We start from the raw sequence: 20,015 nt of genomic DNA on the forward strand, positions 1-20,015 counted from the left end.
AGCCTTGCAACACTGCGCCATGGATGACAAAAAGCGCCGGAATCGGCGCCAGTGCTGGCTATTCTAACCCTATCGCCGGACTACCTGCCTGGAAGCAAGCGTGGCTTGTGGACACAATGGCACAAAAAAAATGCCCTGTCCGCAGACAGGGCAACCCGGAGTAAAGTACAGCGCGAGGGATTAACCGGCGGCTTTGACTTTCAGCTCGTTCTTGATTTCTTTCACGCCGCTCACGGAAGCGACGATCTGCACGACGCGGTCACCCGCTTCGGCGCTCGGCACGTCGCCCGACAGGACGACCACACCTTGCTGGGTTGCTACCTTGACTGGCAGGGCAGCGGCTTGCGCATCGGCGCTCAGGGCGGCCTTGGCCGAGGAAGTGATGGTTTCATCAGGGACGGCAGCGGCGGCGTTGGCGGCCACGACGGTGTCAGCAGGAGCTTGTGCTTTTGGGGCGGAGTCAGCTGCATGCGAAGCGGTGATCGAGGCGCCCGACAGTACGATAGCGGCAACCAGGGTATTGAACAGTTTCGATGTTTGCATGGTAGTTCCTCTCAATGAAGTTAAAAGCTTCTTACTTGGATAAAGCAACACTTTGAAGCGTCACATCTACCCATACAGCAAGCACCGTGCCAGCTTTTAAATTTCATTAAAAATCAACGACTTACATGCAAACTCGATTTTTCCAGCCCGTTTCCGCCGGATCCGGCCCGAAAAACGGGGCTTTTTGTCGCCTGTCAGCGACAGAATGTGGCAACAATATCAATGTTTCAGGCTAAGCCGCTGATTTTTAACGCTTTATTTTTGTCGCTAATCAGCGACAGGGTCGCCGTCGGCCCGGAACAGGGCCGGCGTCAGCTCGTATTTCTGCAATAAACGGTAGAACTCCGTGCGGTTGCGGTCAGCCAGGCGGGCCGCGTCGGCCACGTTGCCGTCCGTCAGGCGCAGCAATTGGATCAGGTAGTCGCGCTCGAAGCGCTGCTTGGCTTCGTTATAGCTGAGCGCTTCGAGCGACGGCACGCGCAAGGCCCGTTGCACCAGCGACAAGGGCACCAGCGGCGCCGTGGCCAGCGCGCAGACTTGCTCGACGACATTGACCAGCTGGCGCACGTTGCCGGGCCATGGCGCGGCCACCAGGGCCGTGAGGGCGTCGGGCGCGAAGCCGTTCAGGGTTTTTTGGTACTTGGCGGCCAGTTTCTGCAGAAAATGGTTCGCCAGCAGGGCGATGTCTTCGCGGCGCTCGGCCAGCGGCGGCAGGGTCAAGGTCACGACGTTGAGGCGGTAATACAGGTCTTCGCGGAATTGCCCTTCCGCCATGGCCACATCGAGGTCGCGGTGCGTGGCGGACAATAAGCGCACGTCGACGGGCCGCGTCTGGTCGGCGCCCACGGGCCGCACGGCCCGTTCCTGCAGTACGCGCAGCAATTTGACTTGCAGCGGCAGCGGCATGTCGCCGATCTCGTCCAGAAACAGGGTGCCGCCATCGGCCGCCTGAAACAAACCTTCGCGGTTGCCCACGGCGCCCGTAAACGAGCCTTTCACGTGGCCGAACAGTTCCGATTCCAGCAGTTGTTCGGGGATGGCGCCGCAGTTGACGGCGATGAACGGCGCCTTGGCGCGGCGGCTGGCGTTGTGCAGCGCGCGCGCCAGCAATTCCTTGCCCGTGCCGCTGGGACCGCGGATCAGGATGCTGGCGTCGGACCCCGCTACCAGCTTGGCTTCGGCCAGCAGCTCGGCCATCTGCGCACTGCGGCTGATCAGTTCGGCACGCCAGCTTTCATCGCCGGACGCGGGCGCCGGCATGACGGTGGACAAGTTGATGGCGTACGCCACCTTTTCCATCAGCAACTTTCCGTCGAACGGCTTCGTCAGGTAGGCAAACGCGCCGCGCGCCGTCGCATCGACGGCATCGGGAATGGTGCCGTGCGCCGTGAGCAAAATGACGGGCAGGGCAGCATGCTGGCGGCGGATCTCATCGAACAGGGCCAGGCCGTCGCGGCCCGGCAATTGCACATCGGTAATAACCAGGGCCGGCAATTCCACGGCCAGGCGCGCCAGCGCCGCTTCCGCGCTGCCCACGGCCGTCACGCGGTAGTTGCCCGCCTTCAAGCGGATGGTCAGCAAACGCAGCAGGTCGGGATCGTCGTCGACCAATAAAATGTGGGCGTGCTCGCTCATTTCGCCGCTCCCGCGGCAGGGCGCACGGACAGGCTGCGCTCGATGTTTTTCAGTGCTTCCAGCTTTTCATTGAGCTGGTCGATGCGGCGCTGGGCATCGCGCAGCTGCGTGTTGAGCTTGTCGATGCTGTCTTCCTGGCGGCGCAGTTCCGCATACTGGCTGCCCAGCAATTGCGCCAGCGGCGCCAGCAGTTGCGCGTCCTTGCCCGTGGCCGTGGCCAGCGGTTCCAGCAAGGCTTGCGCGCGGGCCAGGTCGCCGGGGCCGCGCACGGTCGCCTGCAGCATGGCGCGGCGGATCGTGTTGTGCGGCGCGTGATCGGCCTTGGCCAGGTCCAGCTGCGCTTTCGCCAGTTCCGACGGCGTCATCAGGCGCAAGGCGCTTTGATACGCGAGCAGTTCGGTCAGCTGGGGATCGGCCACCACCACCACGCGCGGCGGCGTCTGCACCAGCACGGGCGTCTGGGTGGGGGGCTTGGCGGCGCAAGCGCCCAACAGCAGCGCGCAGGCGGCCATGCCGGCCAGGGAAGTTCTCGTCATCATAAGGGCAGTTCTATCCGAAAATGCGCGCCAGCCTGGCGCGGTAAAAGAGTGACGCTGCCGTCGTGGGCGGCGATATATTCGCGCACGATGGACAGGCCGATGCCATTGCCGTTGCGCGCGCCGGCCGCCTGGCGCACTCCCTGGTAAAACGGTTCAAAAATGCGCGCGGCATCCTCGGGCGCCACGCCGGCCCCCTCGTCGATGCAATCGATGCGCACACGGCCGCCTTCGCAAGCCAGGCTGAAGCGCACGGTGCCGCCTTCCGGGCTGAAGCGCACGGCATTCGACAGCAGGTTTGCCAGGGCGGTGGCCAGCTTGTCGCGGTCGGCCTGCACGATCAGGGACTCGCCCTGCACCTCGACCGTCAAACGGCGCGCCAGCCATTGCAGGCGCTGCGCGGCCACCACATCTTGCAGCAAGACCAGCAAGTCGACCTTGCTGTGCGCCAGATGCTGGGCGTCAAAAGCGGCGGTATTGTAGCGCAGCAAGTCTTCGATCTGATTTTGCAGCGAGGCCGTGTTTTGCTGCAGGATGCCGGCGATTTCGCGCTGGCCATCGCTGAGCTTGCCGGCCACCTCGTCTTCCAGCAAGGCCACGCCTTCGCGCAGGGCCGCCAGCGGCGTTTTCAGCTCATGCGAGATATGGCGCAGAAAACGTTCCTTGTCGGCATCGAGGTCCGCCAGGCGCTGGCGCAGCCAGTCCAGCTGCTGGCCCAGGCGGCGCGTGTCGGCCGGGCCGCCGACGACGATGGGCTGGTCGTAGCGCTTCTCGCCCAGGCGCTCGATGGCCGTCTCGATGCGGCGCAGCGGGCGCGACAATAGAAAACCGAAGCAGGTGGCCAGCACGGCCGCCAGCAGCACGGCGCCGCCCACCAGCATGCCCAGCACGCGGCGCTGGCGTTCCAGCTCGGCCAACAGGGCGTCGTTGCGGCTGCCGATTTCCGTCTTGCTTTCGCGCGCCAGGCTGTCATTGATCTGCGTCATGCGGGCAAACGCGCGGTACACGACGGCGTGGCCATCGCGCTTGCGGCGTTTTCCGGCCTGCAACACTTCCCACGCCGATTGCGCCTGCGCCGTCCACTCGTCGGCCAGCTGCGAGGCAAACTCGGGCGTGGCGCGGTTCAGCACTTGCAGCGCCGCCGTCGCTTCGTCGCGCGCCGCCGCGTAGCGCTCGCGGAACACGGGGTCGTCCAGCACGAGGAACTGGCGCGCGCTGCGCTCCATGGCCAGGGTGCGCTCGGACAGGCGCTGCGACTGTTCCGTGAGGGCAATCGCCTGCGCCGCCGTCTCGCGCCCCAGCCGGGCCAGGTGCTCCAGGGTCAGCAGGGCTTGCACGGAAGTAGCCGTCAAGATACCCGTCGTCAAAATGAAGGCGGCAAATAACAGTTGGCGAAAGGAAAGTCGGGACAAGGTAGGCGCCTTCGGTTCAGTCTGGAGTGCAAAAGGCGCATGGTACGCTAAGCCCCCATCCCGGGGCGCCACCTGTCCAAAAATAGTTTATTTTGCAACATTGTTGCTTTTCCGGCGAACAAGCGGGGCCCGGCGGCGGCGCACGAATACTCCTAGTACAATAGGGAAAAACTTCACGCAGGCATCAAAGTGGCCCCGCCCCTGGCATTGCGCCACTTTGCCCCCACATGTGATGCAGCCCCACCGACACTCCGAATCACCTACCGCAGAGATCCCATACCGCATGAGCACATTTGAAAAAGTCAGCAGCAACTTCATTCCAGTCTTGCAGGCAACCATCGAGCAATATGTCGAGCCAGCAACGGGCATGCGCCATATCCACATGCATACCGAGCAGGCTGAGATGGTGTTCCTGGTGGCATTTCCCACTGTGCCGGAAGTGAGCGACGGACGCGCCCACATCCTCGAACACCTGGCCCTGTGCGGTTCGTCGCGCTACCCGGTGCGCGACCCGTTCTTCTCGATGCTGCGCCGCTCGACGGCCACCTTCATGAATGCGATGACCTATCCGGACCGCACCGTGTACCCGTTCGCCAGCACCGACCGCAAGGATTTCTTCAACCTGCTCGACGTGTACCTCGACGCCGCCTTCTTCCCGAATCTCGATTACCTGAATTTCCGCCAGGAAGGCTGGCGCCATGCGTTCGAAGGCGACAAGCTGGTGTACCAGGGCATCGTCTTCAATGAAATGAAGGGCGCCTTCAACAGCCCCATGCGTGCGCTCGACAGCGGCATCGCCAGCGCCTTGCTCAAGGGCACGACGTATGAAGTGGAATCGGGCGGCGATCCGCTCGACATCCCCGAGCTGACGCATGCCATGCTGAAAGAATTCCACGCCAGTCACTACCATCCTTCGCAAGCCGTGATCATGACCGCCGGCAATATCGAAGCGTCGGCCGTGCAAGAGCAAGTTGCGGAACGCGTGCTGTCCAAGCTCAGCGGCTTTAGCCCGCGCCGCCTGCCGCAGCTGGCGCCCGCGTGGACGGCACCGCAGGAAAACATCGTCAAGATTCCGTCGCAGGAAGCGCGCGACGATGAATTCGGCCTGCAATTTGCCTGGCTGATGGGCGAGTCGAGCGACCCCATCGCTTACTACCACGCGCATTTGCTGTCGCACGGCTTGCTCGGCGAATCGTCGGCGCCCGTCATGCGCGCCATGGAATCGGCCGGCTATGGCCGCCCATCGGACATGAATGGCCGCGACGCGGGCATCCGCCAGATGGTGTTCCACATCGGCATGGAAGGTTTGACGCAGGAACAGATCGCCGATGCGCACCAGCGCATCTGGACGGCCTTGGAAGAAACGGCGGAAGAGGGCATACCCGCCGCCGTGCTGCACGCGGCCTTGCGCGACATCAAATACAGCCAGCGCGAAATCAGCAGCGGCCGCATGCCTTACGGCCTGGGCCGTTTGCTGCACGCCTTGCCGCTGGCCATGTACGACGGCAACGTGATGGATGCCTTCGACAATGCGGCCATCCTGGAAACCCTGGAACAGCAGATCGAAGACCCGGCCTTCTTCAAGCAGCTGGTACGCGAGCTGATCGCCAACCCGACCCGTTTGACGACGCACGTGGTGCCCGATGCCGCCTATTTCACGGACCGCGCCGCGCAGGAAGACGCCAAACTGGCGGCCCTGCAGGCAAAGCTGACGGATGCCGAGCGCGAACACATCGTGGCCGAGTCGGCGGCGCTGGAAGCGCATCAGCAGCTGCCGTCAAATTCGGAAGTGCTGCCGCGCATCCGCCCTGGCGATGTCAGCGCCGCGCCGCGCCCGGCCCTGCCGATTCCACCGGCCGTCGATGGCGCCGTGGCGTTCAGCATTGCCTCGAACGGCATCAGCTATGCCAACGTGCTGTACGACGTGTCGGGCTTGCCGGAAGCGTCGTGGCCATGGCTGCGCCTGTACACGGACCTGGCGCCGGAACTGGGCGTGGGCGACATGTCGTTCGATGACGCCAGCGCCTGGCGCCAGAGCATGGTGCCGTCGTTCCACATCGGCCTGGAAGCCATCCCGCGCCCGCAGCAAGCGATGCGCGTGGAATTGTCGTTCTCGGCCAGCGGCTTGCGCGAAGAACACGCGGCGATCGCCGCCGTGCTGTCGGCCTGGATCGCCAAGCCACGCTTCGATGAAGAAGAGCGCCTGGCCTTCCTGATCGAAAGCCTGGTGCAGGACAAACTCTCCAGCCTGGCCGAATCGGGCAACCGCTACGCCATGCTGGCGTCGGCGGCCCCGCTGTCGCCAACGCGCCGCTTCGACGACATCGTCGGCGGCCCGGCAGCTTTGCCGTTCTACCGCCGTTTGCAGCAGTTGAGCAAGACGTCGGCAGGCTTGCAGGAAATCGCGCGCGAACTCGACACCCTGCATGCGCACATCATCGCCCAGCCGCCGACCGTGCTGTGCGCGGGCCTGGAGCAGGATGGCATCACCCTGGCACGTCTGCTCGAGTTGCCAGCGGCCAGCAAAGATGCGGCCGCGCCAGCCGTTGCCGCCGCTCCGGCTGCCTTGCCACTGGCCAACACGGCCCTGCATGCGACGAGCCAGATCAACCATTGCTTCGTTTCCTGGGCCGTGCCTGGCGTACACAATCCGGACGCGTCCGCCCTGGCCGTCGCCGCCGAACTGATGACCAACCAGGTGCTGCATACGGCCCTGCGCGAAAAAGGCGGCGCGTATGGCGGCAGCGCCAGCTACGCGGCCGGCGCCGGCACGTTCACGCTAAGCTCCTACCGCGATCCGCGCCTGGCCGGCACGTTCGCCGACTTCGGCACGACGCTCGACCAGATCCTCGACGGCGATTTCTCGCAAGAGCAGGTGGAAGAAGCCATCATCTGCGTCATCAAGGGCCTCGACAAGCCGCACTCGCCGTACGCGGAAGCGCTGACGGCCTGGAACATGCAGCAGCGGGGCACGACGGAAGCCGTGCGCCAGCAGTTCCGTACCGGCGTGCTCAATTGCACCCTGGCGCAGATCAAGGACGTCACGCGCACCTGGCTGAAAAACGGCCAGCAAAGCCGCGCCGCGTTTGCGGGCAATACGACGCAAGACCTGGCCGGGCTGGACGTGGTCGATCTGCTGGCGCTGGCTTCCTAAGCTGGCCGGAGACGTCGGATTACGCGCGGCGTTGCCGCGCTAATCCGACCTACCCGATCTGCCTGAGCCGTAGCGTAGGTCGGATTAGCGGCGGCACGCCGCGTAATCCGACACCACCACCGATCAGCCAGGTACGGCGCCTGCTTCCATGTACATCAATTCCCACTGATGCCCATCGGGGTCCTGGAAACTGTGGCCATACATGAAGCCGAAATCGATCGGCTCCTTGTAGATGCTGCCGCCCGCCTGGACGGCTTTTGCCACCAGCGCATCGACTTCGCCCCGGCTCTCGCCCGACAAACACACGAGCACTTCCGTCGCCACCTTGGTGTCGCACAGCTGCTTGGGCGTGAATTGCTTGAACTTGTCGTGCGTCAACAGCATCACGAAGATATCGTCGGCAACGATCATGCACGTCGCCGTTTCATCCGTGAAATGGGCATTGAAACTGAAGCCCAGCGCCGTGAAAAACGCCACGGAGCGTTCCAGCGACTGGACGGGCAGATTGACAAAGATTTTGCGGGCCATCATGTCTCCTTGTGGGTCGTAGTTATGGATGCTGCCCGCCGATTCTACACCGGCTTTTTACGCGCCCGCGCGTCCCACGGTCTTCGGCGCGTAGCCGAAATAGCGGCTGAAGGCGGCACTGAAATTGGCCGGGTGACGGTAGCCCGTTTGCCAGCCCGCCTGCGCCACCTGGCAACCATTTTCCAGCAGTAACTTTGCCCGCTGCATGCGCAGCGCCAGCAGGGTACGCTGGGGGCTGTCGTTGTAGCGGTAGCGCCATCCCTGCTTGAGCTTGAACAAACTCAAGCCCGCTTGCGCGCACAGGTAATCGAGCGTGAGTGCCTGCGCCATCTGCTCCTGCATCAGCGCGTAGACGCGTTCCAATTTGACGATGTCGGCCTCGGACCAGCGCGGTACAAGAACGGGCGCAGGCCGCAGTCCCCGCAACTGTTCCGCCAGGATACTGAGCACGCTGATATGCACGGCCAGCGGGTCCGTCGCGCGCAGCAGCGAACGGGCGTGCAGGGCGGAAGTCGCCGTGGTGGTGGCATGCGCCAGCTGGCGCGCGCCGCCGTGGGGCAGCAGGGACGCCAACCCCTCGGGCCAGTAGCGCGCCAGCGCGTCTTCATCGACCAGCACGCGCAACTGCGCCGCCCGTTGATGCGCCTCGAAACGGCGCTCGCCGCTGACGTGGCGAAACACCGTCATCGTCGTATGGCCGCCCTGGAAGCGCAATTGTTCGCCATCGCGCGTGGCGTAGGCGGACGCGCCTTCCAGGCCGATGGTGATCACCATGCCGCCCCCGTCGTCATGCTGCGATGGCTCGACGAGCGCAAGCCGTGGCCGGTAGTCGGAATGCACGAGCAGCAAACCCTGGTCGACCTGGCGCTGGTCGGCGCGGCACTCTTTCAACCCCGGGTCCAGCTGGCGCCGCGTCCAGCCTGCCGCTTCCCTCTCCTGTCCCCTCATCGCTCCTCCCCGTTTTCCCGCGCGCCGTCCCGCATACGAAATACGCCGCCGCGCATACAAATGCAAATGATAATTATTCTCATTGTTGCATAAAATGATGCTGATGCCCACCTCGCCGAAAGGAAGATCATGTCATTCGATACGCAACACGCTTTGCAACCGTACTGGGACCTGGCCGTCGCGCCCGTCCAGGCCGATGGACTGGCCGCCGCCCTGGAACTGGGTATTTTCGAGGTGCTGGCAACGCCGCACACGCCGGCGCAACTGGCGGACGTCCTGTCGCTGCATGGGCCGCACACGGCCTTGCTGCTGGAATTGCTTTGGAGCATGCAGGTGCTGGAGCGCGACGGCGCCGATACTGAGGCACTACGCTACCGCTGCACGGCCACCACCTTGCAGTATTTCTGCCGCGACGCTGTTGCCTTTTGCGGCGACGCCTGGCTGTACCGGCTGCACGCGCTGCGCCATTTCGCCACACAGCTCAACACCCTGGTGCGCGACGGCGGAAAAGTAACGCCCTACAGCACGGCGAGCGGGGTCAACTGGGCCGCCGCCGCGCAGCAGCAGATCGGCCAGGAGCAGCGCGCCGTCACCATGCGCGCCGCCCTGTGCGTGATGCAGCGCGTCGCCCCGTTTGCGGACGGCAACACGCCGCTGCGCCTGCTCGACGCGGGCGGCGGTCCCGGCTGGGTGGCCATTGCGCTGGCGCAAGCCCATGCGGGCGTGCACGGCTGCGTTTTCGACTGGCCGGAAACGGTGGCCGTGGCGGCCGCGAACATCGCCCATGCGCAACTATCCGACCGCCTGGAGACCCTGGGCGGCGACCTGGACAGCGACGATATCGGCGGCGGCTACGACCTCATCTGGTGCTCGTCCGTGCTGCATTTCGTGCCAGACATGGCGGCTGCCTTGCGCAAGATGCAGGCAGCCTTGAAGCCAGGTGGCGTGCTCGTCTGCATACAGGCGGAAATCGCGGCGGCGCCGGGCGACGCGGCGCGCGTGCTGCCGTATTACTTGCCAATGCGCATGCTGGGCCGCACGGTGACACGGCACGGTGAATTGGCGCAGCTGCTGCGCGACACGGGCTGGCGGCAAGTGGAGCAATATGGCGCCAGCGATTTTCCCATGGCCCCCGTGCAGGTGCTGATTGCTCGTGCCTAACAATTACCATTTAGCAATTATCTTTTTTATAGCAAAAAAGGACGCAAATGCGCTAAGCTGTGCCGGCATTGATCGATGTCATCCGCAGCACTGTGCTGCCTTCACAAGGAACCCATCATGAGTCAAGCTATTGCAGGGAAAGTCGTCCTCATCACCGGTGCCAGCAGCGGCCTGGGCGAAGCCACCGCGCGCCATCTGGCCGCGTTGGGCGCCTGCGTCGTGCTCGGTGCGCGCCGCATGGATTTGCTCAATACCATCGCCGAGGAAATCACGGCCGCCGGCGGCCAGGCCGCCATTGCCCAGACCGACGTCACTCAGGCGGGCGACCTGAAGCGCCTGGTCGACACGGCCCTGGCCGTGTTCGGCAAGGTCGATGTGATGATTAACAATGCGGGGCTGATGGCCATCGCGCCGATGAGCGCCTTGCAAGTCGACGAGTGGAACAACATGATCGATATCAACATCAAAGGCGTGTTGAACGGCATCGCCGCCGTCCTGCCATACTTCCAGGCGCAAAACAGCGGCCACTTCATCAATATCTCGTCGGTGGCGGGACAAAAAGTCTTCAGCCCGGGCGGCACCGTCTACAGCGGCACCAAGTTTGCCGTCAGCGCCATTTCGGAAGGCTTGCGCCACGAGCTGGCGGCCAGCGGCGGCACCATCCGCACCACCGTCATTGCGCCGGGCGCCGTCGACACGGAATTGAGCCAGGGCAGCAGCCACGCCGAGAGCGCCAAGGCCGTCAAGGAGTTCTACCAGATCGCCATTCCCGCCGATGCCGTGGCGCGCGCCATCGCGTATGCGATCGAGCAGCCGGCCGACGTGGCTATCAATGAGATCGTGCTGCGCCCGACGGCGCAGGCGTTTTAAGCGGCATCCTGTTGCAGCGATTCGATGATCAAGCCGGCCAGGCGCTCGACGGGCGGCCTGGACACGCTTGAGGCGCGCAGCAATTCCAGCGACAGCGGAGGCAGGGCGGGCAAGCCCGCTTCCACGTGATCGAGCGCGCGCACGGTCGAGGGCAAGCCCAGGCCCGTGCGCACCGTCACGCCCAGCCCGGCCGCCGCCGCCGCCCACAGTCCCGCCAGGCTAGGACTGGTAAACGCCGTGCGCCAGGCGATGCCGGCCCCATCGAGCGCCTGCGTGGCGCAGCGCTGGAACAGGCATTCGCGGTCGAACGTAATGAGCGGCAAAGGCTCGCCCGACTCGGGGCGCCAGGCCAGGCTGGACGAGGCGATCCAGCGCATGGACGGTTCGGCAATATGCTGGCGCTGCTGCTGCGGATATTCGGCCACGTCGGCGATACAGGCGCCGCCCCACAGCAGGGCCAGGTCCAGCTGGCCCATTGCCAGCCCTTCCATCAAGGCCGTGTTGCGCGCCACGTGCGCCTCGATGCGCACTTTCGGATGCGCGCGGGCAAAACGCCCCAGCACGTCGGGCAGCAAGGCTTCGCCAAAATCCTCCTGCAAGCCCAGCCGGATCCACCCTTCCAGCTCCGCGCCGCGCAAGGCGACGGCTGCCTCATCGTTGAGTTCCAGCAGGCGGCGCGCATAGCCGAGCAGCACGTCGCCGGCCGGCGTCAGCGCCAGGCCCCTGCCATCCTTGCGGAACAGGGGCATGCCCGCCTGCTCCTCGAGTTTTTTCAGCTGCGCGCTGACGGCCGAGGTGGAGCGGCCCACCTTGTCGGCCGCGCGGGCAAAGCTGCCCAGCTCGATGCCAGCCACATAGCTGCGCAGAAAGGCGATGTCGAAATTAAGCAGGCTCATGGCGTGGAAGCAATCGTCCGGTTTTTTGGGATGGCACAGCGTAAATTATCTGATATTCAGAATGATCGTAGCGCGCGACACTGTCAGGGTCAACCACTTTTCTCTCCCTGCCATGAACACCAGTTGCCAAGCCATTCCTGTTCCTGTCCCCGTCACCGCGCCCGTGCTGGGCGACGCCCACCGCTGGAAAGTGCTCGCCGTCGGCGTGGCGGCCAATGCCAGCTTTTCCGCCGCCGCCAACGGCATGCCCACCACGGCCATCTGGCTGCGCAGCGGCTATCACCTGAGCAATACAGAACTGGGGGTGGCGCTGGGCGCCATGGGCCTGGGCGTGGCCCTGACCGAATTGCCATGGGGCATGGCCACCGACCGCTGGGGCGACCGCCCCGTGCTGCTGACCGGCTTGCTGGGCACCATGCTGGCGCTGCTGGCCTTGCTGCTGTGGATTACGCCCGCTGGCGGGTCCGTGCCGCCCTTATGGGCGCTGGCGGCGGGGCTGGCGCTGGTCGGCGTGCTGGGAGGCAGCGTGAACGGCGCCAGCGGCCGCGCCGTGATGCGCTGGTTCGGCCCCGGCGAACGGGGTTTTGCCATGAGCATCCGCCAGACGGCCGTGCCGCTGGGCGGCGGCCTCGGCGCCCTCATCCTGCCCAGCCTGGCATCGCGCTACGGCTTCATGCCCGTGTTTGGCGCCCTGGCCCTCGTATGCGGCCTGTCGGCGTTTTTTACGTGGCGCTGGATGCATGAGCCCGATTTCTCTGCCGAGGCCGCCAAGGGGCCGCACAATGCGTCCAAAAGCCTGTCCGGGGTCAAGCCACTGCCACCGTTACGCAATCGAAAGGTCTGGCGCATGGTGGCCGCCATCGGCTTGCTGTGCGTACCGCAGTTTGCCGTGCTCAGCTACGCCACCGTCTTCCTGCACGACCATGGCGGCCTGGGCCTGGCGGCCATCACGGCCGTGATGGTGGCCCTGCAGGCGGGCGCCATGGTGATGCGCATCTGGAGCGGACGCCATACGGACCGCCACGCGAACCGGCCCGCCTACCTGCGCGGCTCGGCCCTGGTGGCGCTGGCTGCATTCATTTTGCTGGGATGCATCGCCTGGCTGGAGTCGCCGGGCTGGCTGCTGATGGCCGCCGTGGTGCTCGCCGGCATCGCCGTGTCCGCCTGGCATGGCGTGGCCTACACGGAGCTGGCCACGGAAGCGGGCGGCGCCAACGCGGGCACGGCCCTGGGCATGGCGAACACGGCCGTCTACGTGGGGCTGTTCCTCACGCCGATGGCCATCCCGCACCTGCTGGCGGCCAGCAACTGGCCCGTCGTATGGTGGCTGGCGGGACTGGTGGCGCTGCTGACCTGGCCGCTGTTTCCGAAGCCTTAAGAAAGCGGCGAAATCCTGTAAACGCAGCGCATCGCGTTCGCCAGCACGTGCTGCTCGCGCACGATGCTGGCGCTTGGCCCCACCACTTCCTGGAACAGCTGCAGTTCGGAGCGGCAAAAGCCCTGGCAGGTGCGCGCCGCGGCGCAGATGGGGCAGTGGTCTTCGATCAGCAGCCAGTCGTCGCCGTCCACTTCCACGCGCGCCATATACCCCTCTTCATCGCGCACGGCGGCCAGCTGCTGCAGCCGCGTGGGCAAGTCCGGCGCCGAACACGCCAAGGCGTACGCGCTGCGGCTTTCCTCTTCGCGCTGCGTGATCAGTTTATCCAGCCCCGCCTCGCCGAACAGCTGGCGCACGGAACCGATCAGCTTGATCGTCAGCTGCGCATGCGTGTCGGGAAAGCGCGCATTGCCCGCTTCCGTCAAGACCCAGTTCTGGCGCGGCCGTCCCGCGCCCGCCTGCGCCTCCTGGCGTCCTTCGATCAGGCCCGCCGCCACCAGCTTTTGCACTTGCTGGCGCGCCGCCTCGCCCGTCATGTCCAGGGTCTTGGCCAGGGTCGCCGTGGAGACGGGTCCCTTGGTCTTGATGAAATACAGGATGCGCTCCGTCGTTTGCGGCGCTTCGCTATTATCCAAACGTTTACTTGTGTAATTCATTTCGCTCAACTATCATGGGGCCAGTTAACCAACTAATTGCTTGCATAATAGGCCGGTAGCTCCCCGCTGTCGAGGAGTTTCCACGTCCGCTTGCCGGCAAGACACTCTTTTGGACTGGAATCCCATGCAGCTGCAACACTCGATCTGGCTGTTTCACGCCATCCTCGCTACCGGCCTGGCCACTTGGCTGACCCTGGCTGCCATCAACAACCTGCACGCCTTCCACGGCTCCGTCTGGGCCATCGGCAACACCATGCGCATGGACCCGCTGCGCCAGGACCCGACCATCCAGACGCCGCTGCTGCGCCGCGCGCTCACCTCATTGACCTTGCACCGGCTCTCGCTGGGCGTGGTGCTGGCGCTGCAACTGCTGGCCGCCATCGCCGCCTGGACGGGCGTGGCGCTGTTGTTCGGCGGCGGCCTGGCCGCTGGCTTGCCCTGGCTGAACCTGGCCTTGTGCGCGATGGCCACCTTTTTGCTGCTGATGCACCTGGGCGGCCTGTGGTTCGGCTACTGGATCGCGCAGGAAGGCTTGCAGACGACGCACCTGGTGCTGCTGCTGTGGACCATAGCCCTGTTTGTACTCTTCAACGCGCAGCGGACCTGACCAGCCTCCGCTGCGCCTCTTCTTCCCTTTGTACTTTTCCCTCTTTGTACTTTTCCCTTTGTACTGCTGTAAAGGACTTCATCATGAATACGAAAATCGTCGGCGCCTCCGCGCTGGCCATCGCCCTGGCCGTCGCCGGTGCCGCGCTGTATCCCCGCGCAGACTCGCATGCGGCCGATGCCGCCGCCTCCCCCGCCACCAAGGTGGCGCTGGTCCCTGTCGTGCTGGGCACGCAGGAACGCTTTTTTGCGGGCGTGGGCGAGCTGGAAGCGGCGCGCCAGGTGCAGGTGGCCGCCGAAACGGGCGGCCGGATCACGCACATCCGCTTCGAATCGGGCCAGAACGTGGCGGCCGGCGCCGTGCTGGTACAGCTCAATGACGCCCAAGAACAGGCAATGCTGCTGCGCCAGCGCGCGCAGCTGAAAAACGCGGAAAGCAGCCATGCGCGCACGCTGCAGATGGTCAAGGAAAAGGCGGCCACGCAGGAGCAATTGGATAGTGCCCTGGCCGCGCGCGATGCGGCCCTGGGCGACGTGCGCCAGACGGAGGCGCTGATCGCGCAAAAGACCATCCGCGCGCCGTTCGCGGGGCAGCTGGGCATCCGCAAGGTGCACGCGGGCCAGTACCTGAACGCGGCCGACACGGTGGCCAGCCTGATCGACAAGAAGTCGCTGATGGTGAACTTCGCCCTCGATGAACAGAGCAGCGCCAAGCTGGCGCCGGGCCAGGCCGTGCAAGTGCTGGTGGACGCGTATCCGGGCGACGTCTTTACGGCGAAGATCAACGCCATCGACCCGCTGATCGCCCGCTCGCGCATGGTGCAGGTACAGGCGGCGCTCAGCAATCCGCGCGGCGCCCTGAAAGCGGGCATGTACGCGAATGTGCGCGTGGCGCGCGAAGCGGGCCAGCAGCTGACGGTACCGGAAACGGCCGTGACCTACAGCGCGTATGGCGATACGGTGTTTGTCGCGCAGCAGGAGGGCAAACAGCCGCTCACCGTCAAGCGCGTGGGCGTCAAACTGGGCGAGCGGGCAGGGGGCCGTGTCGCCATTATCGATGGCTTGCGCGAAGGGCAGCGCGTGGTCGCTTCGGGCCAGCTGAAACTGGCCGACGGCATGGCCGTGCAAGCCGTGGCCAACACCCTGGACGAGGCCAAGCGCGCCGCGCCCAAGGCCGGTTCGTAAGGAAAGGCCGCCATGAAATTTACCGACCTATTTGTGCGCCGCCCCGTGCTGGCGCTGGTGATCAGCACCCTGATTTTGATGCTGGGCGTGATCGCCATCCTGCAACTGCCGATACGCCAGTATCCGATGCTCGAATCATCGACCATCACGGTGAAAACCACGTATCCGGGCGCCTCGGCGGAACTGATGCAGGGTTTTGTCACGCAGCCGATCGCGCAAGCCGTGTCGTCCGTGGAAGGCATCGATTACCTGACCTCGTCGTCGGTGCAGGGCAGCAGCACCGTCACCGTGCGCATGGAACTGAACCGCGATTCCACGCAGGCGTTGACGGAAGTGATGGCCAAGGTCAACCAGGTGCGCTACAAGCTGCCCGAAGGTGCTTTTGACCCCGTCATCGAGCGCTCGGCCGGCGATTCCTCGGCCGTGGCCTACGTCGGCTTTGCCAGCGAGAGCGTCTCGGCGCCCGCACTGACGGACTACCTGGCGCGCGTGGTGCAGCCGATGTTCGCCACCATCGACGGCGTGGCCAAGGTCGACGTGTATGGCGGCCAGCAGCTGGCCATGCGTTTGTGGATCGACCCGGCAAAATTAGCGGCGCGCGGCTTGACGGCAGCCGACGTGGCCGACGCCGTGCGGCGCAATAACTACCAGGCGGCGCCGGGCAAGGTGAAGGGACAATTCGTCGTCTCCAACATCAGCGTCAACACGGATCTGACCAGCGTGGCCGAGTTCCGCGACATGGTCATCCGCAAGGGCGGCGATGACAGCGCGTCGCTCGTGCGCCTGAAGGACGTGGGCACGGTGGAACTGGGCGCGGCCGCGACGGAAACGAGCGGCATCATGGATGGCGTGCCGGCCGTGTACCTGGGCCTGTCGCCCACGCCGGGCGGCAACCCGCTGGTGATCGTCGACGGCATCAAGAAGCTGCTGCCCGAGATCCAGAAAACCCTGCCACCCGGTGTGAAAGTGGAGCTGGCGTTCGAGACGGCGCGCTTCATCCAGTCATCCATCGACGAGGTGGCGCACACCCTGCTCGAAGCGCTGCTGATCGTCGTCATCGTCATCTACCTGTGCATGGGTTCCCTGCGCTCCGTGCTGATTCCCGTCGTGACGATTCCGCTGTCGATGCTGGGCGCGGCGGCGCTGATGCTGGCCTTCGGCTTCAGCATCAATCTGCTCACCCTGCTGGCGATGGTGCTGGCCGTGGGCCTGGTGGTCGACGACGCCATCGTCGTGGTGGAAAACGTGCACCGGCATATCGAGGAGGGCAAGACGCCCGTGGCCGCCGCGCTGGTCGGTGCGCGCGAAGTGGCCGGCCCCGTGATCGCCATGACGATCACGCTGGCGGCCGTGTATGCGCCCATCGGCATGATGGGGGGCCTCACGGGAGCGCTGTTCAAGGAATTCGCGCTGACCCTGGCCGGCGCCGTGGTGGTGTCGGGCGTGGTGGCATTGACCCTGTCTCCCGTGATGAGCTCCTTGCTGCTGCAGCCGAAACAATCGGAAGGGCGCATGGCGCGCGCCGCCGAGCATTTCTTCGAAGGTTTGACCAGCCGCTATGCGCGCCTGCTGGACCGCTCGCTGCACCACCGCTGGCTGAGTGCCGGTTTCGCCGCGCTGGTGATGGTGAGTCTGCCGTTCCTGTACCTGCTGCCGCAGCGCGAACTGGCGCCGGCGGAAGACCAGGCCAGCGTGTTGACGGCGATCAAGGCGCCGCAGCACGCCAACCTCGATTACGTCGAGCGCTTTTCGTACAAGCTCGATGCCATCTACAAGCATATCCCCGAAACGCACTCGCGCTGGATCATCAACGGCGGCGAAGGTCCGGCATCGAGCATCGGCGGCATCAACCTGACGCCGTGGGCCGAACGCGCGCGCAACGCGGCCGTCATCCAGGCGGAATTGCAGCACGCCGTGGGCGACGTGGAAGGCACCAGCATCTTCGCCTTCCAGCTAGCGCCCTTGCCCGGATCGAGCGGCGGCTTGCCCGTGCAGATGGTGCTGCGCAGCGCGCAGGATTACGCCACCCTGTTCCGCACCATGGAAGACGTCAAGCAGCGCGCGCGCGACAGCGGCCTGTTTGCCGTCGTCGACAGCGACCTCGATTACAACAACCCCGTGGTGAAAGTGCGCGTGGACCGCTCGAAGGCGAACAGCCTGGGCATCCGCATGCAGGACATCGGCGAATCGCTGGCCGTGCTGGTGGGCGAAAATTATTTGAACCGCTTCGGCATGGATGGCCGCGCCTATGACGTCATCGCGCAAAGCCCGCGCGAACAGCGACTCACGGCGCAAGCCCTGACGCAGCAGTACGTGCGCGCCGACGATGGCAGCCTGCTGCCCCTGTCCGCCGTCGTCTCGGTGAGCGAACAGATCGAGCCGAACATGCTGACGCAGTTCAATCAGCAAAACGCGGCCACCTTCCAGGGCGTGCCGGCGCCCGGCGTGACCCTGGGCGACGCCGTCGCCTTCCTCGATAGCGTGGCGAAAACCCTGCCGCCCGGCTTCAGCTACGACTGGCAATCAGATGCGCGCCAGTTCGCCACGGAAGGCAATGCCCTTCTGCTGGCCTTCCTGGCGGCCGTCGTCGTGATTTACCTGGTGCTGGCGGCCCAGTACGAAAGCCTGACGGACCCGCTGATCATCCTGATCACGGTACCGCTGTCGATTTGCGGCGCCCTGATTCCGCTGGCGCTCGGCTACGCCACCATCAACATCTACACGCAGATCGGCCTGGTGACCCTGATCGGCTTGATCAGCAAGCACGGCATCCTGATGGTGGAATTTGCCAACGAATTGCAGGTGCATGAACAGCTCGACCGCATCACGGCCATCCGCAAGGCGGCGCAGATCCGCCTGCGCCCGATCTTGATGACGACGGCCGCCATGGTGGTGGGCCTCGTGCCGCTGCTGTTCGCTTCCGGCGCGGGTGCCAACAGCCGCTTCGGCCTCGGTGTCGTGATCGTCTCGGGCATGTTGATCGGCACCTTCTTCACCCTGTTCGTGCTGCCCACCGTGTACACCTTTCTGGCCCGCCGCCACACGGCCGACCATGCCACGCCGCGCGCCCGCGACCTGTCGCAGGCGCTGAAGGAATCCCCATGAAAAATTACCGCTATCTTATTGCCCTTTTCCCCGTGCTGGCCGGCTGCGCCGTCAGCCCCGCCTACGTCATGCCGGGCACGCCCGCCATCACCCTGGCCAGCCCGCAGCAAGCGCAATTCGCAGCTGGCACGGGCGCCGTCAGCGAGGCCGCTTGGTGGACGTTTTTCGATGATGCACGGCTGTCGCAGCTGATCGCCAGCGCGCTCGAACACAACCTCGATATCGCCCAGGCGCAGGCCAACCTGCTGGCCGCGCGCGCCGTCTTCGACGAACGTCGGCTCGACGAACTGCCCACTGTCACGGGCCAGGCCGGCTGGCAGCGCACGGTGCAGCAAAACACGCCCGACAGCCGCACCGCCAGCGCCAGCACGCGCGTGGGATTCGACGCGCAATGGGAGATCGACCTGTTCGGCCGCCTGGCGCACATGAGCCGTTCGGCGCAGGCGCGCGCCGATGCGGCGCAGGCGGACTTGCGGCAAGTGCGGCTGACGATCGCCGCCGAGGTGGCGCGCAATTATTACGAGGCGCTGGGCTACCAGCAAAACCTGGCGCTGACGCAGGCGCAGGTGCAAAGCTGGCGCGACACGGTGGCATTGATCGACGCGCGCATCCGTGCCGGCAGCGGCTTGCCGGAAGAACGCCACAACGCACTGGCCAACCTGGCGCGCAGCGAGGCGGCATTGCCACCGTTGCAGGCGGGCCTGCGCCAGGCGCAGTACCGGCTCGATGTGCTGAGCGGGCAAGTGCCTGGCGCCATCGCGCTGGCCACCAAGCCCCAGCAACAGGCGCCGCTGGCGGGCCAGCTGCCCCTCGGCGACGTGAATCAGCTGATCAAGCAGCGGCCCGACGTGGTGCGCGCCGAGCGCCTGCTGGCCGCCTCCAGCGAAGACGTGGGTGCCGCCACGGCCGACCTGTATCCGCGCCTCAGTCTCGGCGGCTTTCTGGGCTTCTTCGCACTGCGCGGCAGCGGCGTGTTCGACGGCGGCGCGCGCGCCTTTGAGGTGGCACCCTCCGTCAGCTATCCGGCCTTCCGCCTGGGCAGCGTCAGGGCACGCTTGCGCGGCACGCAGGCCGAGGCGCAGGGCGCGCTGGCACGCTATGAACACACGATGTTATTGGCGCAGGAAGACGTGGAAAACGCCGTCACGCAGCTGGCGGAAAACCAGACGCGATTGGCCTCCCTGCTGGAATCGGCGCGCCACGGCAACGCGGCCCTCGGCATCGCCAGCACGCGCTATGCGGGCGGTGCCGGCAGCTATCAGGCCGTGCTGGAAAACCAGCGCGCCTTGTACGATATCCGGCGCGAAGCGCTGCTGGCGGAGACGGCATCCTACATCGATGCGATTGCCCTGTACAAGGCGCTGGGATGGGGGCAAACTATGTAGCATTTTTCGATCAGGAG

General features: G+C 65.3%; 16 protein-coding genes. 8 read left to right on the forward strand and 8 right to left on the reverse strand.

Going from position 1 to position 20,015, the window contains the following annotated elements:
- Positions 1–180: 180 nt before the first annotated feature.
- The 4 genes from AC3RCG_RS01290 to AC3RCG_RS01305 form a co-directional block, all read right to left on the reverse strand.
- On the reverse strand, positions 181–543 hold the full coding sequence (locus AC3RCG_RS01290) for a BON domain-containing protein (protein ID WP_034752546.1): 363 nt from the start codon (positions 541–543) through the stop codon (positions 181–183).
- 267 nt (positions 544–810) lie between these two features.
- Positions 811–2,178, reverse strand: a complete 1,368-nt coding sequence (locus AC3RCG_RS01295) for a sigma 54-interacting transcriptional regulator (RefSeq protein WP_121670765.1) — start codon at positions 2,176–2,178, stop codon at positions 811–813.
- The gene (locus AC3RCG_RS01300) at positions 2,175–2,717 is read right to left on the reverse strand and encodes a hypothetical protein (protein WP_492402498.1); all 543 of its coding nucleotides are present in this window, start codon (positions 2,715–2,717) and stop codon (positions 2,175–2,177) included. Before AC3RCG_RS01300 ends, AC3RCG_RS01295 begins: the two co-directional genes overlap by 4 nt.
- Positions 2,714–4,126 carry a HAMP domain-containing sensor histidine kinase gene (locus tag AC3RCG_RS01305; RefSeq protein ID WP_492402497.1) on the reverse strand — a complete coding sequence of 471 codons (1,413 nt, stop codon included), beginning with the start codon at positions 4,124–4,126 and terminating at the stop codon, positions 2,714–2,716. The genes AC3RCG_RS01300 and AC3RCG_RS01305 overlap by 4 nt, the downstream gene beginning before the upstream one ends.
- Positions 4,127–4,409: 283 nt before the next feature.
- On the opposite strand from AC3RCG_RS01305, the gene AC3RCG_RS01310 reads away from it, so the two are divergent.
- On the forward strand, positions 4,410–7,280 hold the full coding sequence (locus tag AC3RCG_RS01310) for an insulinase family protein (RefSeq protein ID WP_492402496.1): 2,871 nt from the start codon (positions 4,410–4,412) through the stop codon (positions 7,278–7,280).
- 123 nt (positions 7,281–7,403) lie between these two features.
- On the opposite strand, the gene AC3RCG_RS01315 is transcribed toward AC3RCG_RS01310, so the two are convergent.
- Together AC3RCG_RS01315 and AC3RCG_RS01320 are read right to left on the reverse strand one after the other, a co-directional pair.
- A complete protein-coding gene (locus tag AC3RCG_RS01315) occupies positions 7,404–7,808 on the reverse strand; it encodes a VOC family protein (RefSeq protein WP_492402563.1) in 405 nt (134 codons plus the stop codon).
- Positions 7,809–7,865: 57 nt separating this feature from the next.
- Complete coding sequence (locus AC3RCG_RS01320; RefSeq protein WP_492402495.1) at positions 7,866–8,756, reverse strand: helix-turn-helix domain-containing protein; 891 nt, start codon at positions 8,754–8,756, stop codon at positions 7,866–7,868.
- A gap of 129 nt (positions 8,757–8,885) precedes the next feature.
- Here AC3RCG_RS01320 and AC3RCG_RS01325 point away from each other — a divergent pair, with 129 nt between their 5' ends.
- Positions 8,886–9,917: a methyltransferase domain-containing protein gene (locus tag AC3RCG_RS01325; protein ID WP_492402494.1), complete on the forward strand. Its 1,032-nt coding sequence runs from the start codon at positions 8,886–8,888 to the stop codon at positions 9,915–9,917.
- A gap of 117 nt (positions 9,918–10,034) precedes the next feature.
- Positions 10,035–10,787: an SDR family oxidoreductase gene (locus AC3RCG_RS01330; RefSeq protein ID WP_070223291.1), complete on the forward strand. Its 753-nt coding sequence runs from the start codon at positions 10,035–10,037 to the stop codon at positions 10,785–10,787.
- On the opposite strand, the gene AC3RCG_RS01335 is transcribed toward AC3RCG_RS01330, so the two are convergent.
- Complete coding sequence (locus AC3RCG_RS01335) at positions 10,784–11,683, reverse strand: LysR substrate-binding domain-containing protein (protein WP_070223293.1); 900 nt, start codon at positions 11,681–11,683, stop codon at positions 10,784–10,786. The two genes, AC3RCG_RS01330 and AC3RCG_RS01335, sit on opposite strands and share 4 nt — an antisense overlap.
- A 112-nt stretch (positions 11,684–11,795) precedes the next feature.
- Here AC3RCG_RS01335 and AC3RCG_RS01340 point away from each other — a divergent pair, with 112 nt between their 5' ends.
- The gene (locus AC3RCG_RS01340) at positions 11,796–13,061 is read left to right on the forward strand and encodes an MFS transporter (RefSeq protein WP_492402493.1); all 1,266 of its coding nucleotides are present in this window, start codon (positions 11,796–11,798) and stop codon (positions 13,059–13,061) included.
- On the opposite strand, the gene AC3RCG_RS01345 is transcribed toward AC3RCG_RS01340, so the two are convergent.
- Positions 13,058–13,717 carry a helix-turn-helix transcriptional regulator gene (locus tag AC3RCG_RS01345; RefSeq protein WP_492402492.1) on the reverse strand — a complete coding sequence of 220 codons (660 nt, stop codon included), beginning with the start codon at positions 13,715–13,717 and terminating at the stop codon, positions 13,058–13,060. The genes AC3RCG_RS01340 and AC3RCG_RS01345 overlap by 4 nt on opposite strands.
- A gap of 124 nt (positions 13,718–13,841) precedes the next feature.
- Between AC3RCG_RS01345 and AC3RCG_RS01350 the strand changes: the two genes are divergently transcribed.
- The 4 genes from AC3RCG_RS01350 (at position 13,842) to AC3RCG_RS01365 (ending at position 19,998) form a co-directional block, all read left to right on the forward strand.
- A complete protein-coding gene (locus AC3RCG_RS01350) occupies positions 13,842–14,324 on the forward strand; it encodes a DUF2165 family protein (protein WP_492402491.1) in 483 nt (160 codons plus the stop codon).
- A gap of 83 nt (positions 14,325–14,407) precedes the next feature.
- Complete coding sequence (locus tag AC3RCG_RS01355) at positions 14,408–15,508, forward strand: efflux RND transporter periplasmic adaptor subunit (protein WP_492402490.1); 1,101 nt, start codon at positions 14,408–14,410, stop codon at positions 15,506–15,508.
- 12 nt (positions 15,509–15,520) lie between these two features.
- On the forward strand, positions 15,521–18,613 hold the full coding sequence (locus AC3RCG_RS01360; RefSeq protein ID WP_492402489.1) for a MexW/MexI family multidrug efflux RND transporter permease subunit: 3,093 nt from the start codon (positions 15,521–15,523) through the stop codon (positions 18,611–18,613).
- Positions 18,610–19,998: an efflux transporter outer membrane subunit gene (locus AC3RCG_RS01365; protein WP_409027505.1), complete on the forward strand. Its 1,389-nt coding sequence runs from the start codon at positions 18,610–18,612 to the stop codon at positions 19,996–19,998. The genes AC3RCG_RS01360 and AC3RCG_RS01365 overlap by 4 nt, the downstream gene beginning before the upstream one ends.
- Positions 19,999–20,015: the final 17 nt, after the last annotated feature.

Source organism: Janthinobacterium sp. GW823-FHT01H08 (assembly GCF_058797855.1).

Bases quoted from the DNA above. Each gene is read 5' to 3' on its own strand.
- AC3RCG_RS01290 (WP_034752546.1), bottom strand. From the start codon at position 543: ATGCAAACATCGAAACTGTTCAATACCCTGGTTGCCGCTATCGTACTG.
- AC3RCG_RS01295 (WP_121670765.1), bottom strand. From the start codon at position 2,178: ATGAGCGAGCACGCCCACATTTTATTGGTCGACGACGATCCCGACCTG.
- AC3RCG_RS01300 (WP_492402498.1), bottom strand. From the start codon at position 2,717: ATGATGACGAGAACTTCCCTGGCCGGCATGGCCGCCTGCGCGCTGCTG.
- AC3RCG_RS01310 (WP_492402496.1), top strand. From the start codon at position 4,410: ATGAGCACATTTGAAAAAGTCAGCAGCAACTTCATTCCAGTCTTGCAG.
- AC3RCG_RS01315 (WP_492402563.1), bottom strand. From the start codon at position 7,808: ATGGCCCGCAAAATCTTTGTCAATCTGCCCGTCCAGTCGCTGGAACGC.
- AC3RCG_RS01320 (WP_492402495.1), bottom strand. From the start codon at position 8,756: ATGAGGGGACAGGAGAGGGAAGCGGCAGGCTGGACGCGGCGCCAGCTG.
- AC3RCG_RS01325 (WP_492402494.1), top strand. From the start codon at position 8,886: ATGTCATTCGATACGCAACACGCTTTGCAACCGTACTGGGACCTGGCC.
- AC3RCG_RS01330 (WP_070223291.1), top strand. From the start codon at position 10,035: ATGAGTCAAGCTATTGCAGGGAAAGTCGTCCTCATCACCGGTGCCAGC.
- AC3RCG_RS01335 (WP_070223293.1), bottom strand. From the start codon at position 11,683: ATGAGCCTGCTTAATTTCGACATCGCCTTTCTGCGCAGCTATGTGGCT.
- AC3RCG_RS01340 (WP_492402493.1), top strand. From the start codon at position 11,796: ATGAACACCAGTTGCCAAGCCATTCCTGTTCCTGTCCCCGTCACCGCG.
- AC3RCG_RS01345 (WP_492402492.1), bottom strand. From the start codon at position 13,717: ATGAATTACACAAGTAAACGTTTGGATAATAGCGAAGCGCCGCAAACG.
- AC3RCG_RS01350 (WP_492402491.1), top strand. From the start codon at position 13,842: ATGCAGCTGCAACACTCGATCTGGCTGTTTCACGCCATCCTCGCTACC.
- AC3RCG_RS01355 (WP_492402490.1), top strand. From the start codon at position 14,408: ATGAATACGAAAATCGTCGGCGCCTCCGCGCTGGCCATCGCCCTGGCC.
- AC3RCG_RS01360 (WP_492402489.1), top strand. From the start codon at position 15,521: ATGAAATTTACCGACCTATTTGTGCGCCGCCCCGTGCTGGCGCTGGTG.
- AC3RCG_RS01365 (WP_409027505.1), top strand. From the start codon at position 18,610: ATGAAAAATTACCGCTATCTTATTGCCCTTTTCCCCGTGCTGGCCGGC.